Source organism: Aeromicrobium sp. Sec7.5, assembly GCF_036867135.1.
In the GTDB taxonomy this organism is placed as follows: Bacteria; Actinomycetota; Actinomycetes; order Propionibacteriales; family Nocardioidaceae; genus Aeromicrobium.
Genome location: NZ_JBAJIJ010000002.1, coordinates 154,037 through 167,295 on the forward strand (window position 1 = coordinate 154,037; position 13,259 = coordinate 167,295).

The 13,259-nt window shown below is 72.9% G+C and carries 14 protein-coding genes; 3 read left to right on the top strand and 11 right to left on the bottom strand.

The genetic code is table 11. From position 1 onward, the window contains the following. Positions 1-16: 16 nt before the first annotated feature. Positions 17-685 carry an SDR family oxidoreductase gene (locus tag V6S66_RS14030; protein ID WP_334207414.1) on the top strand — a complete coding sequence of 223 codons (669 nt, stop codon included), beginning with the start codon at positions 17-19 and terminating at the stop codon, positions 683-685. A gap of 73 nt (positions 686-758) precedes the next feature. Here V6S66_RS14030 and V6S66_RS14035 read toward each other — a convergent pair whose 3' ends face one another. The 6 genes from V6S66_RS14035 to V6S66_RS14060 form a co-directional block, all read right to left on the bottom strand. Further along, positions 759-3,206 (bottom strand): ABC transporter permease, encoded by a 2,448-nt coding sequence (locus V6S66_RS14035; protein ID WP_334207415.1) that lies wholly within the window; start codon positions 3,204-3,206, stop codon positions 759-761. Then, a complete protein-coding gene (locus V6S66_RS14040; RefSeq protein WP_334207416.1) occupies positions 3,203-4,012 on the bottom strand; it encodes an ABC transporter ATP-binding protein in 810 nt (269 codons plus the stop codon). The genes V6S66_RS14035 and V6S66_RS14040 overlap by 4 nt, the downstream gene beginning before the upstream one ends. A 100-nt stretch (positions 4,013-4,112) precedes the next feature. Then, positions 4,113-4,844: a response regulator transcription factor gene (locus V6S66_RS14045; RefSeq protein ID WP_334207417.1), complete on the bottom strand. Its 732-nt coding sequence runs from the start codon at positions 4,842-4,844 to the stop codon at positions 4,113-4,115. Beyond that, complete coding sequence (locus V6S66_RS14050) at positions 4,841-6,049, bottom strand: sensor histidine kinase (RefSeq protein WP_334207418.1); 1,209 nt, start codon at positions 6,047-6,049, stop codon at positions 4,841-4,843. Before V6S66_RS14050 ends, V6S66_RS14045 begins: the two co-directional genes overlap by 4 nt. A gap of 179 nt (positions 6,050-6,228) precedes the next feature. Then, positions 6,229-7,221: an AMP-binding protein gene (locus V6S66_RS14055; RefSeq protein WP_334207419.1), complete on the bottom strand. Its 993-nt coding sequence runs from the start codon at positions 7,219-7,221 to the stop codon at positions 6,229-6,231. Positions 7,222-7,225: 4 nt separating this feature from the next. Then, the gene (locus V6S66_RS14060; protein ID WP_334207420.1) at positions 7,226-7,447 is read right to left on the bottom strand and encodes a hypothetical protein; all 222 of its coding nucleotides are present in this window, start codon (positions 7,445-7,447) and stop codon (positions 7,226-7,228) included. 42 nt (positions 7,448-7,489) lie between these two features. On the opposite strand from V6S66_RS14060, the gene V6S66_RS14065 reads away from it, so the two are divergent. After that, positions 7,490-8,398 carry a 1,4-dihydroxy-2-naphthoate polyprenyltransferase gene (locus V6S66_RS14065; protein ID WP_334207421.1) on the top strand — a complete coding sequence of 303 codons (909 nt, stop codon included), beginning with the start codon at positions 7,490-7,492 and terminating at the stop codon, positions 8,396-8,398. A 30-nt stretch (positions 8,399-8,428) separates the two neighbouring features. Here the strand turns inward: V6S66_RS14065 and V6S66_RS14070 are convergent, their stop codons facing one another. Further along, entirely contained in the window at positions 8,429-9,505 is a 1,077-nt protein-coding gene (locus V6S66_RS14070) for a PLP-dependent cysteine synthase family protein (protein WP_334207422.1), read from the bottom strand. Beyond that, entirely contained in the window at positions 9,486-9,758 is a 273-nt protein-coding gene (locus V6S66_RS14075; protein ID WP_334207423.1) for a DUF4229 domain-containing protein, read from the bottom strand. Before V6S66_RS14075 ends, V6S66_RS14070 begins: the two co-directional genes overlap by 20 nt. Before the next feature lie 65 nt (positions 9,759-9,823). On the opposite strand from V6S66_RS14075, the gene V6S66_RS14080 reads away from it, so the two are divergent. Next, the gene (locus V6S66_RS14080) at positions 9,824-10,078 is read left to right on the top strand and encodes a PLDc N-terminal domain-containing protein (protein ID WP_334207424.1); all 255 of its coding nucleotides are present in this window, start codon (positions 9,824-9,826) and stop codon (positions 10,076-10,078) included. A 97-nt stretch (positions 10,079-10,175) separates the two neighbouring features. Here the strand turns inward: V6S66_RS14080 and V6S66_RS14085 are convergent, their stop codons facing one another. From V6S66_RS14085 to V6S66_RS14095, 3 genes are read right to left on the bottom strand one after another with little or no spacing between them, the layout of a single operon-like run. Further along, positions 10,176-11,132 carry a dipeptidase gene (locus V6S66_RS14085; protein ID WP_334207425.1) on the bottom strand — a complete coding sequence of 319 codons (957 nt, stop codon included), beginning with the start codon at positions 11,130-11,132 and terminating at the stop codon, positions 10,176-10,178. A 7-nt stretch (positions 11,133-11,139) separates the two neighbouring features. Next, positions 11,140-12,315, bottom strand: coding sequence for an ABC transporter permease (locus tag V6S66_RS14090; protein WP_334207426.1), 1,176 nt, complete (start codon positions 12,313-12,315; stop codon positions 11,140-11,142). Further along, on the bottom strand, positions 12,312-13,214 hold the full coding sequence (locus V6S66_RS14095; RefSeq protein ID WP_334207427.1) for an ABC transporter ATP-binding protein: 903 nt from the start codon (positions 13,212-13,214) through the stop codon (positions 12,312-12,314). The genes V6S66_RS14090 and V6S66_RS14095 overlap by 4 nt, the downstream gene beginning before the upstream one ends. Between the last annotated feature and the right edge of the window lie 45 nt (positions 13,215-13,259).

A 13,259-nucleotide genomic window follows, 5' to 3' on the forward strand; every position in this document is an offset into this window, starting at 1 on the left:
ACCGTAGGCTCGAGACATGGCCACCATCGCAATTGTCGGAGGGGCGGGCCAGATCGCTCGCCTCCTCCATCCCAAGCTCATCCATGCCGGGCACAAGCCCCGCGCCCTCGTCCGTCGCCAGGAGCAGGCTGACGAGCTCGAGCAGGCCGGCGTCGAGGCCCGCCTGTTCGACATCGAGAAGGACGACGACGAGGCGTTCCGCGCCGCGCTCGAGGGCGCCGACGCCGTCGTCTTCGCCGCTGGAGGCGGACCCGACGGGGACGCCGCCCGCAAGCGAACCGTCGACCTCGAGGGGTCCATCCGGTCCGCGCAGGCGGCCGAGACGCTGGGCATCGCCCGCTTCGTGCAGGTCTCGGCGATCGGTGTCGACGAGCCGCTCGGCGACGACGTCGAGCCCGTCTGGCGCGTCTACGTCGAGGCGAAGCGTGATGCCGACGCCCACCTGCGGGAGTCGTCGCTGTCCTGGACGATCCTGCGTCCGGGTGGTCTCACCGACGATCCCGGCACCGGGCAGATCACGCTCGGCGTCGACGTAGCGAGGGGCGAGATCAGCCGCGAGGACGTCGCCTCCGCGATCGCCGCGGTCGTCGACGACGGCCGTTCGGTCCGCCAGCAGTGGGACGTCGTGGGCGGCACCACCCCCGTGCTCGAGGCCGTCACCCAGGCGACCGCCGGCCATCACTGACAGGGACCCGCTCCCCCGAGACGTCTGCACCCCGGCCGGGGTGCAGACGTCTCGTGCGTGATCGGCCCTCCGCTCAGTCGGCGACGAGCCCCTCAGCCGGAGCGATGCGACCCGCTCGTCGCGCCGGCAGGACGCAGGCCAGGAGCCCGGCCACCGCAGCGGCCAGGACGACGAGGGACAGCTGGCCGAACGGCACCACCATCGTGGCGTCGGGCACCGCGACGTCGATCACGGTCCTGACACCGGCCCACGCGTACCCGATACCGAGCACCGTGCCGAGCAGGCCGGCCGCCGCGGCCAGCAGCAGGCCCTCCACCCCCAGCGACCGCCTCAGCTGACCGCGGGTCAGCCCCAGCGCGCGAATCAGGGCGTTCTCACGGCCACGCTCCAGGACCGACAGACCGAGCGTGTTGCCGATGCCGGCGAGCGCGATCAGGACCGCGATGCCGAGCAGGCCGACGACCGCACCCACCAGGACGTCGAGCTGCAGGTCGACCCTGGCTCTCCGGTCGAGCTGGTTGGTCAGCTCGAGGCCGCTCTCGCGAGCGATCAGACCGAGGCTCCCGCCGAGCTCGTCGCCGTCCGCGCCCACCTCGGCCCGGGCCCACACCGCCTGCAGCTCGGGCTCGGGCGTGAGCCGCTGGAGGGTGGCAGGCGAGACGACGTACGCGCCACCGAACCGCGCCGGCACGACGCGGGTCGCGACCTCGACGACTCCCGCAGGACCGGTCAGCGTCAGCCGCTCCGGAATCCCGACGTCGCCCAGGCCAGCGGCGTCGTACGGCACCAGCACCTCCTCGCGACCGACGTCCAGCGCCGCGCCGCCGTCCCGCGTGGCTGCAGCGGCCGAGTCGCCGGGCGCCAGCACCACCACCTCCCCGAGATCACCCACGGTCGCGGTCGTCCCCGGCACCCCGACCGCGCGTTCGACGCCCTGCGTGCTCTCGACCTTCGCGAGCACCTCGTCGGACGCGGCCCTCGCGGACGAGAGCGCCAGGTCGATCGGGTACTCCTGGTCCATCTGGGCCTGCATCGCGCCGCGTCCCGTCGCCATGACGGTCAGCACGGTCGCCGTGAGCGTGACGCCGACGAGCAACGACGCGGTGGTCGCCGCCGTGCGGCGCGGGTTGCGGACCGCGTTGTCGACCGCGAGGCGGGCCGGCGCCCCAGCCCGACCGAGCAACCGGCCGATGAGCCGGATCACGGCCGGCATCACGACGGGGCCGAGCACCAGCACCCCGACGAACGTCGCGAAGCACCCGAGGATCGCCAGTGCGAGGTGCATCGTCGCGACCCCGAGGCCGAGCGGCACGGCTCCGACGGCGGCGACGGCCGTGCCGAGCACGATGCGCCGGCGTCCGACCGCGCTGCGCGCGTGCGTCGGCTCCTCCGGACGCAGGGCGGCCAACGGGCTGATGCGCACGACCGACCGGGTCGGCCACCAGGAGGCCACGACCGTGACCAGCACGCCGCCGACGAAGGCCGCGACCCACCAGCCGGGCGACCACGAGACCGCACCGATGCGCTCGGGCCCCGCGACGGCTCGGACGGCCGCCGTGATCCCGAGGCCGCCGAGAACGCCGGCCACAAGGCCGAGGGTCGAGGCGAGCAGGCCGATCACCAGCGCCTCCACGCGCACGGCGCGCAGGAGCTGCTTGCGGCGCGCGCCCACGGCGCGGAGCAGCGCGAGGTCACGCGCGCGCTGGGCGAACAGGATCGTGAAGGTGTTGGCCACGACCAGGACCGCCACGAACGCTGCCACCGCCGCGAACACGAGCACCAGGTACGAGACGACGTCGATGCCGTTGTTGACCTGGGTCCGGCGCTCGTCGACGAAGTCCGCCGTCGGGCGGACCGAGGTCCCCACCGCACCCGCCAGGTCGGCGGTCAAGGAGTCGACGTCGGCGCCCGACCCTCCCGCGGCGGCCAGGACGACGTCCGGCTGCGCCCCGGGCAGCGCCCGGAGCGCGTCCCACGGGACATAGATCGTCGACGACAGGTACGACGTCGGGGCCGCGAGACCCACGACGGTCATCTCGAGCACGTCGGACCCGGACCCGATCGTCAGGGTGTCACCGACCTCGATGCCCCGCGAGGCGGCCGCACGCTCGTCGACCAACGCCTCGTCGTCATCGGTCGGCGCGCGACCCGCCGCGACCTCCTGCCAGCGGAACGCCTCGTCGGTCGAGACCGTGCCGACCGAGGTCTCGGCGTCGAGCTGGCGCCCGTCCTCGGACGTGAGCTGCTCCCACGCCCGACCGATCGTGGCGGTCGAGCCGCCCGCGTCGCGGACCGCCTCGACCGCCCGCGCCTCGTCGTCGAGCGAGGTCCCGTAGGACTCGCCGACCACGAGGTCCGCTCCTGCATAGGGCGCGCCGACACCGGCGTTGAGCCCCGACCGTGCGGCCGACGACAGGGCGTCGGTCGCGACGACGAAGGCGACCGCCAGTCCGACCGCCAGCAGTGCGGCGACGTAGCGCCGCGTGTGGACCCGGAGGGAGGCGAGCAGCACGGTCCTCATCGCGCACCTCCGACGGGCGCACCGAGCGCCGAGCCGTGCAGGGCCTGCACGACGGTCTCGGCGTCCGGCGAGATCAGGTGCTCGCGCACGCGACCGTCGGCCAGCACCACGACGTCATCGGCATGGGCCGCGGCCTCGAGCTCGTGGGTCACCATCACGACGGTCTGCCCCAGCTCGTGCACCCCGCGGCGCAGCAGGCCGAGGACCTCGGCCGAGGTCTCGCTGTCGAGGTTGCCGGTCGGCTCGTCGGCGAACACCAGGTCGGGCTCGCTCACCAGTGCCCGGGCGATCGCGACGCGCTGCTGCTGACCGCCGGAGAGCTCACCGGGCCGGTGGTCGAGGCGATCGCCGAGGTCGAGCACCCGGGCGACGTGGTCGAGCCGCGCCCGCACGTCACGGTCGACACGATGCCCACCGAGCTCGAGCGGAAGCAGCACGTTCTGGCGGGCGGTGAGCATCGGCAGCAGGTTGAAGGCCTGGAACACGAAGCCGAGGTGATCGCGCCGGAAGCGCGTCAGGTCGTCGTCGCCGAGACCCGTGATCGTGGTGCCGGCGATCGTGACCGTGCCGGCGCTCGGCTGGTCGAGGCCCGCGAGGCAGTGCATCAAGGTCGACTTCCCGGACCCCGAGCGACCCATGATCGCGGTGAACCGCCCCCGTGGCAGGTCGAGGTCGACCTCGCGCAGGGCATGGACCGCGGTCGGGCCGGACCCGTAGGTGCGCGACAGTCCGCGGGCCGCGGCGGCAGTGTCCGGGTCCGGCGACGGGGCGGGCGGGGACGGGTGGGTCGAGGTCGTCTGGTTCATGTCGACAACGCTAGGAAGATCACGCCCCGCGATCGTCTGCCCGCAGGACGGTCTCGGCCGGTCGCGGGTCCACCCCTGGTCGTACCCACGACCTCGGGGATCAGCGGCCCGTCAGACCCACGTCGTACGCCAGCACCACGAGCTGCACCCGGTCGCGCGACCCGGTCTTGGCCAGGAGCCGGCTCACGTGGGTCTTGACCGTGGCCTCGGCCACGACGAGGTCGGCCGCGATCTCGGTGTTCGAGCGCCCCGCGGCCACGAGCTGCAGGACCTCGCGCTCGCGCTCGGTCAGGGCCGCGAGACGTGCGTGCGTCTCCGCCGGGACGGCAGGTCCGGCGGACGACGAACCGCCCTCCGGTGCACCTCGCACGAAGTGCTCCAGCAGGCGACGCGTCGTCGACGGCGCCACCACGGCATCGCCCGCGTGCACCGAGCGGATCGAGCCGAGGAGCTCCGGCGGCGCGGCATCCTTGAGCAGGAACGCCGACGCCCCTGCCCGCAGCGCCGCGAACGCGTACTCGTCGAGGTCGAACGTCGTCAGCACGATGACCCGGGGGGCGGTCTCGGCCTCGGCAGTCCGGTCCAGCAGCGCACGGGTGGCCTCGACGCCGTCGAGTCGGGGCATGCGGACGTCCATCAGCACGACGTCGGCCGTCGTGACGGCGAGCCGCTCGAGCGCCTCGCCGCCGTCGCCGGCCTCCCCCACCACGACCATGTCGGCCTGGCTCTCCACGAGCATGCGGAACCCGGCGCGGACCATCTGCTGGTCGTCGACGACGAAGACCCGGATCGGGCCCGTGGTCGGGATCACGGAGCGGGGTGGGGACGTCATCGCGTCCACCGTGCCCGCACGACCCAGCCGCCGTCCACCCCGGGGCCGGCCGTGAGCTCACCGCCGTGCACGGCGACCCGCTCCCCCATCCCGAGGAGCCCGAGCCCGCGCTCGTCGCCGCCGGGGGCGAGGGGCCGCCCGCCGCTGCCCGTGTCGGAGACGGTGACGTCGACCTCGTGGCCGACGTGCACCGAGATCGCGACCGATGCGTCGGGACCGGCGTGCTTGCGGACGTTGGTGAGCGACTCCTGCACGATCCGGTACACCGTGAGCCCGTCCCCCTCGGAAAGCTCGAGGTGCTCCGCGGGGAGCCGGGCGGTCACGCGCGTGCCGGACCCGCGCGCGAGGTCGATCAGGTCGTCCAGCTGCGGGAGGCCGGGCTGCGGCGCGCGTTCGGCCTGCTCGCCGGTGCGGAGGAGGCCGAGCAACCGTCGCATGTCGGCCAGGGAGGCGCGGCCGGTCGCTGCCACGGTCTCCAGCGTGCGCACCGCGACGTCGGGATCCTGGGCGGCGGCGTACCGGGCGCCGTCGGCCTGCACGACGATGACCGAGAGGCCGTGGGCCACGACGTCGTGCATCTCCCGGGCGATACGGGCCCGCTCGTCGCCGGCCGCCAGCAGGACACGCTGCTCCGCCTCCACGACCCTCCGCTCGCCCTGCTCGAGGATCGCCGCGACGTACGACTCGCGCACCCGGCTCAGCGTGCCGAGGGCCCAGGCCACGACGACGATCGCGCCCACCGTGAACGCGTACGGGACGTAGTCGGCCCAGACCCGCTCGACGTACGGCGGTCGATACCCCTCGACCCACACGACCGAGGCGACGACGGCGCCGGCGAGGCCCACCCCCAGGCCGATCGCGCCCGCGAGCGGACCACGGTGACGGGCCAGGTTGTAGAGCGCCACGGGATAGGCGAGCTGACTGACGATGGGGATGTCGACCACGAGGGCCTGCACCGCACTCGCGCCGGCGACCACCGCGTAGACCATGCCGGCATGGCTCCTGCGCCAGATGAGCGGCACGGTCTGGGCGAGGCCGAGCAGGAGCCACCACCGGTCGCCGGACTGGACGCCCACGAGCACGACCACCAGGGCGAGGACGCCCACCGGTGCGACATCGAGCAGTCGGCGCAGCCGGGGTCCCGGTCGCCACGGCGCCCGCACCCCCGTCTCGCGCTCCGCCTGCGCCCGCGTCCCTTCCAGCACGTCCTCGACCCTAGGCGAGCCGCACACCCCCGTCGTCCACCCGCAGGATGACGTCCCGCTCGCGAGAGAGTTTGTTGGTGGTCACGAGCGACTTTGTTGGTGGTCAGGAGAGATTTTGTTGGTCCGCGGCAGCAACAAAGTCTCTCCTGTGCACACACAAAGTCTCTCGCGAGCGGCACTCAGGAGAAGAGGGCGCGAGCGGCCAGGCGGTCGGGCTTGCCGTTCGGGAGCAGCGGGATCGCGTCGACCAGGGCGATGGCGCGCGGTCCCCAGGTGCGGGGGTGGCCCGCCTCCTCGACGGCATCGCGGAGGCGCTCGGCCGACAGGCCCTCGAGGCACACCGCGTTGGCGGGCACCACGAGCGCGACGACGCGCTGCCCCCACTCCGGGTCGTCGACCCCCACCGCTAGCGCGTCGGCGACGCCCGCGGCGTCCTGCAGGGCCGCCGTGACCGCGGGCAGCGGCACGTTGACACCGCCGCTCAGCACGACGTCGTCGAGGCGGCCCACGACCCGCAGCTCACCGTTCGTGATCTCGCCCCGGTCGTTCGTCGCGAACCACTCGTCCGTACGGGGCGCGTCGACGTAGCCGTCGAACAGGACGTCTCCCGCCACCATGACCTGGCCGTCGTCGATCCGCAGCCGCACGCCGTCAAGCGCGAACCCGTCGTAGACGCACCCGCCACAGGTCTCCGACATGCCGTAGGTGCGCACGACGCTGATCCCGGCGTCCTGCGCCCGTTCGACGAGCGACGCCCGGACCGGACCGCCACCGACGAGCACTGCGTCCAAGGCGGCCCACGGCCCGGCCCGACCCGCCTCGAGCAGCCGGTGCAGCTGGGTGGGCACGAGCGAGGCATACCGGCGCTCCGCCGTGTACGAGTCCAGGGACGTGACGGGATCGATGCCGGTCAGCAGCGACCGCACCACGACCTGCAGTCCCGCGACCCCGGTCGGGGGCACCGCCAGCAGCCACTGCCCCGGACCCCCGAGACGGGCGTGCGTCGCGGCAGCCGACGCGCGCACGGCATGCGGTGACAGCACGACGTCCTTCGGTCGTCCCGTGCTGCCGCTGGTGCGGATCCAGAGGGGCTCCTCGCCCTCGATCCAGGTGCGCAGCAGCGGGACGAGCTCGTCAGCCGTTCCCGACACCGGACGGAGCGACGCCGTCATCGGTTCAGGCCCCGTCCCACGGGTCGGGGGCGTCCTCCTCGGCCGCACGTCGCTTCGCGTCGGCGCGGGCCTTGTCGCGCTGGGTGATCTGATAGGCCAGCGCACCGGCCACGACGACGACAGCGACCAGGCCGCCGTACCGCACCCAGCCGTCCTCGAGCGACAGCGTGCCCCAGCCCAGCAGCACACCGATGACGAGCAGGCCCCACGGGAATGGACGGTCCACCCCTCCACCGTACCGATCAGGGGGCTGGCAGACTCATCGTCCATGACCGCCGGCCCCACGCCCCCCACGTCGCAGACGCCGCACGGCCTCGCCCTGTGGCTCGCGGGCGCGCGGCCCCGCACCCTGCCCGCCGCCGTCGCCCCGGTCGCGGCCGGCACCGGTGCGGCCGTGCTGGCCGACGGCTTCGTCTGGTGGAAGGCCCTGCTCGCGCTCGGCGTCTCGCTGGCGCTCCAGGTCGGCGTCAACTACGCCAACGACTACTCCGACGGCGTGCGCGGCACCGACGACGACCGCGTGGGTCCCCTGCGGCTCGTCGGCTCCGGACTCGTCCCGGCTGCTCGGGTCAAGGCGGCGGCGCTCGGGTTCCTGGCCCTCGGCGGCGTCCTCGGGCTCGTCCTGGCCGCGACCACGACCTGGTGGCTGCTGCTCGTCGGCGCCGCGGCCCTCGGCGCCGCGTGGACCTACACGGGGGGCCCGTCGCCCTACGGCTACCGTGCGCTCGGCGAGGTCAGCGTGTTCCTGTTCTTCGGCCTCGTCGCGGTCGTCGGCACGACCTTCGTGCAGGTCGAGGAGGTCACGTGGGCCAGCGTGCTGGCCGGCGTCGGAGTCGGGGCGCTGGCGTGCGCGATCCTCGTGGCCAACAACCTGCGCGACATCGCCACCGACACGGTCGCGGGCAAGCGGACCCTGGCGGTCCTGCTGGGCGACCGGCGCACCCGCGGGTTCTACGTCGCGCTCGTGCTCGTGGCCGTGGCCACGGCCGTCGGTCTCGCCGTGACCGAGACCCCCTGGGCGCTGCTGGCGCTGCTGTTCGCCCCCCTGGCCGTGCGCGGGGTGCGCGTCGTGACCTCGGGCGCCACGGGTCCGGCGCTGATCCCCGTGCTCCAGTCGACGGGCGTGGCCGAGCTCGTCTTCGCCCTCGGTCTCACCGTCGGCCTCTGCCTCGCCTGACCCCCGGCACACCCCGCCGGCCGGGGGGGGTCAGGCCAGGCGGCCGGTCGCGTCGTACGCGTCGAGCTGCGCGGCGAACGGCGCCGGGTCGATGCCCTGCTCGGTGACCCAGGCCGGGTCGGCGTGGCTCGCGCGGTAGCGCTCCCCGCCGTCGCACAGCAGCGACACGATGCTCCCCGGCTCCCCCGCGTCGGCCATGCGTGTGGCCAGCGTGAGCGCCGCCCACACGTTGGTGCCCGTCGAGGGTCCGACGTCACGACCGAGGCGGTGGGAGGTCCAGGCCATCGCGGCGAGCGAGGCGCCGTCGGGCACCTCCAGCATGTCGTCGATGACACCTCCGACGAACGAGGGCTCGATCCGCGGGCGACCGATCCCCTCGATCCGCGACGTCGTGCCGGTGACGACGTCGGAGGAGTCCGTGGTCCAGCCCTCGAGGAACGCCGACCCCTCGGGATCGGCCACCAGCACGCGGGTGTCGTGCCGGCGGTACCGCACGTAGCGACCGATCGTGGCCGACGTGCCGCCGGTGCCTGCCCCGACGACGATCCAGCTCGGCACGGGATGCGGCTCGGCCGCCATCTGCTCGAAGATCGACTCGGCGATGTTGTTGTTGCCCCGCCAGTCGGTGGCGCGCTCGGCGAACGTGAACTGGTCCATGTAGTGCCCGCCGCACTCGGCGGCGAGGCGGCGCGCCTCGTCGTAGGTGTGGGAGGACGACTCGACAAAGTGGCAGCGTCCGCCGTGCCACTCGATGAGCGCGACCTTCTCCCGGCTCGTGGTCCGCGGCATGACGGCCACGAACGGCAGGCCGATGAGCCGCGCGAAGTACGCCTCGCTGACGGCGGTCGACCCGCTCGACGCCTCGACGACGGTGGAGTCGGGTCCGAGCCAGCCGTTGCAGATCGCGTACAGGAACAGGGACCGGGCGAGCCGGTGCTTCAGGCTGCCGGTCGGGTGGACCGACTCGTCCTTGAGGTAGAGGCCCACGCCCGGGGTCGGCAGGTCCAGGACGTGCAGGTGCGTGTCGGCGCTGCGGTTGGCGTCGGCCTCGACGATGCGGACCGCCTCGGCGATCCAGGCCCGCTGCTCAGTCGACGTCTTCGGCACTGCGGGACTCCTCGATGCGGGCGGAGATCTTCTCCGCGCGCTCCTGGACCTGCAGGGCCAGGGCCTCGCGCTGCTGGCTCAGGAGCACGAAACCGATGGCCGACGAGATGACCATCGCGGCGAACAGGACGATCAGGTTGGTCAGCTCGCTGAACTCGAGCAGGCCGAACCCGAAGCCCACGCCGGCGAGGACCGCGTACGTGGCGGCGAGGAGTCCGAGGCGGGAGAGCGTGTAGGTCCAGAACGGCGACATGACTCCAGCGTAGTCAGCAGACGTGCAGCAGCCGAATCGCTGGGCCCGTTCGCTACGGTGTGGCCATGGGCAAGGCCATCCTCGTCGGCATCGCCGTCGTGCTCGTGATCTACGCGTTCTTCGACGCCATCGCCACACCGCGCCAGCAGGTCAAGCTCCTGCCGAAGCCGGCGTGGCTGATCGTGATCCTGCTGATCCCCGTCTTCGGTGCCTTGGCCTGGATCTTCGCGGGCACGAAGCGCATGCGTCCCGGCCCCCGTCGCGGTCCGCGGCCGCCCCGCGGCCCCGACGACGACCCCGACTACCTACGCGGCATCTGAGACCGTCAGCGTCGAGGCCCGCGAGCTGCTGCCCGGCGCCGACGCTGACGCGCAGCCATGACGCCGGCACCCGTTCGCGGGTGGGCGAGCGCGCTGGTCACCAGACGGCCTCGGCCACGCGCCGGAAGTTTCCGGACACGACCGCGTCGACGTCGCGCTGGGACCAGCCGCGAGCCAGGAGAACGTCGTCGAGCGTCACGAAGAGCTCCGGCGACACCCACTGGAGCGGCCCCCAGCGCGTGTAGCTCTCGTCGAACAGATCGGGGTTCGTCGCCAGCTCGGCGTGGAAGTCGGCCTGGTCGAAGGAGTGGTCGGTGCTGACGCCCACGTGGTCGATGCCGACGAGCTCGACCGCGGCCTCGAGGTGCCGCGCCATGGCGTCGAGCGTGGGGGTGTTGGGCCCCAGGAAGATGCCGACCCCCGTGATGCCGACGACCCCGCCCGTCTCGGCACAGGCCACGGCCTGGTCGTCGGTGATGTTGCGCGGGTGGTCCCACACCGACGTAAGGCAGGAGTGGCTGTAGACGACGGGCTTCTCCGAGATGGCGCACAGGTCCAGGCCGGTCCGCTCGCTGCAGTGCGAGCCGTCCGCGACCATGCCGGCCGCGTTCATCTCACGCACGAGGTCGACACCCCACCGGGTCAGGCCCGTGTCGTGGGTGTCCAGACACCCGCAGCCCGCGGCGTTCGCGTGGTTGTACGTCGGCAGCAGGGTGCGCACGCCAGCCTCGACGAAGGCCCGCACGTTCCCCAGGTCACCGTCGAGAGGCGCGGAGTCCTCCAGGTCGAACGCCACACCGATCAGCCCGGCCCCGCGGGCCGCCGCGAGCTCGGGCAGCGTCGTCGCCAGGCTCAGCCGGGGCCGCGCCTCGACGCCGCGCCGGAACGCCGCCACGAGCGCCCGCGCGTCGTCACCGGTCTGCGGCGCGTAGCCCACGTTGACCGACACGAACCCGCCGCCGGGTCGGTCGTACCGATCGAGCACGCTCACGTCGGCGTCGGGCTTCAGCGGCAGGCAGGCGTGCTGGTCCCACGTCCACGAGGAACCACTCACGTGAGCCTCACGCCTCCCAGCGGAACAGGCGCGCCGAGACCGTGGCGAACACGGCGGCGAAGCCCAGGAGGATGAGGATCGGCAGCACGATCGCCGACGGCCCCTGCTCGCGCACCATGACGTCGAGCATGCCTTGGTTGAGGTGCTTGAGCGGCAGGCAGTTGCTGACGACCTGCAGCCAGGTCGGCGCCCCGTCGAGGGGGAAGAACGAGCCGGACAGGAAGGCCATCGGCAGCACGACGAAGTTCGCCAGCCCGATGGCCCCCTCCTCGGTCTTGGACACGGCGCCCGCGAGCATGCCGATCGAGAGGAACGCCAGCGTGCCGGTCAGCAGCAGCGGCACGACGAGCGGCCACCAGCCCGAGAGCTGCAGCCCGAACGCCCCGACGCCGAGTCCGACGAAGATGACCGCCTGGACGAGCGCGATGACGAGGCTGACGCCGACCCGGGCCAGCACGACCGAGCTGGTGCGCACCGGCGCCAGGCGCAAGCGGCGCAGCAGGCCGCTCTTGCGCCACATCACGAGGTTGGCGGCGGCGCCGAACGTGGCACTCATCGCGACGGCCCAGCCGAGCAGGCTCGGCGTGACGTACTGGATCTGCTCCAGCGACTCGTCCTCGACCTGGCTCGAGGCGAACGTGAAGGCCGGTGCCTCCCCCGTCGTCTGCTGGTAGACGGCGGTGTTGGCCTGCTGCACGATCGCCTGCACGACGCTCTGGATCTGGGCACCCGCGACCGGGTCGGCCGCCGAGTAGCGCACCGTCACCTCACCGCCCTCCTCGGTGAGGACGGCGTCGGCGTCTCCCTCGCGGACCTGCTCGAGCGCGGCGTCGAGGTCGTCGGAGCGGGTGATGTCGACCGACTGGTCGATGGACTCCCGCGCCTCGTCGGGTGCGTCGTCGATGACCGAGACGTCGCCCACCACGACGACCTCGGCCGGGTCCAGGTCGCCCTGGCTCGTGAAGATGCCGCCGAAGAGGACCAAGAACATCAGCGGGAAGGCGATGGCCCAGAACAGCGTCATGCGATCGCGCACGAAGCCCTTGAACATCGCGACGGTGAGGGCCTTGAGCGGGCGGGCCGCCTTCGCGTCGCCGGCACCCGTCGACGGCTCGGTCCGGCTGCCGGGCCCGGCGCTGGTCCCCGTGCTCGTGCTCGTGCTGGTGCTGGTGCTGGTGCTCATGCGCGGTACTCCCGTCCGGTCAGGTCGAGGAAGACGTCCTCGAGCGTGCCCTTGCTGACGCTGAGTCCCTCGAGCGCCTCGCGGCGACCGAGCTCGGCCAGCACCGTCGCGGGCTCGCGCGTCTCGATCACGAGGCCGGAGCCGCCCAGCGTGACCGAGTCCGCGCCCGGGAGCGCCCGCGCGTCGTCGATCGTGATCGTCTCGACCGCCAGCCCGATGCGGGTCGCGGCGTCGAGCTGGCGGATCAGCGCGCCCGGGGTGTCGATCTCGAGGAGGCTTCCGTGGTCGACGATCGCGACGCGGTCGCAGAGCTCCTCGGCCTCCTCCATGTAGTGCGTCGTGAGGACGACGGTGCGGCCGGAGTCGTTGATGCCGCGCAGGACGTCCCACAGGTTTCGCCGTGCCTGCGGGTCGAGCGCCGCGGTGGGCTCGTCGAGGAAGACGACGTCGGGATCGTGCACCAGCGCGCAGGCGATCGAGAGCCGCTGCTTCTGACCACCGGAGAGGTCCTGGACCTGGGCGCTGGCCTTCTCCGTGAGGCCCACCTGCTCGAGCAGGTCGTCGAGGCGCGAGGTCGGGACCCCGTAGATGGCCCCGAAGGTCTGCAGCTGCTCGACGGCCGTGAGTCGCTCGAAGAACGCCGACGACTGCAGCTGCACGCCGATGCGGCGCTGCAGGTCGGGCTCCCGCTTGCCCGGGTCGCGACCGTCGACCGAGACCCGGCCGCTCGTGGGGCTACGTAGGCCCTCGATCGTCTCGAGCGTCGTGGTCTTGCCCGCCCCGTTGGGTCCGAGCAGGCCGAAGAACTCGCCCGGTGCGACCGTGAAGCTGATGTCCTCGACCGCGGTGACGGCGCCGTAGCGCATCGTCAGGTGATCGACCTCGATCTGTACCCCCATGGGCCCGACGCTAGTGGCTCAGGACCCCGGTCCGCGTCCGCCGAA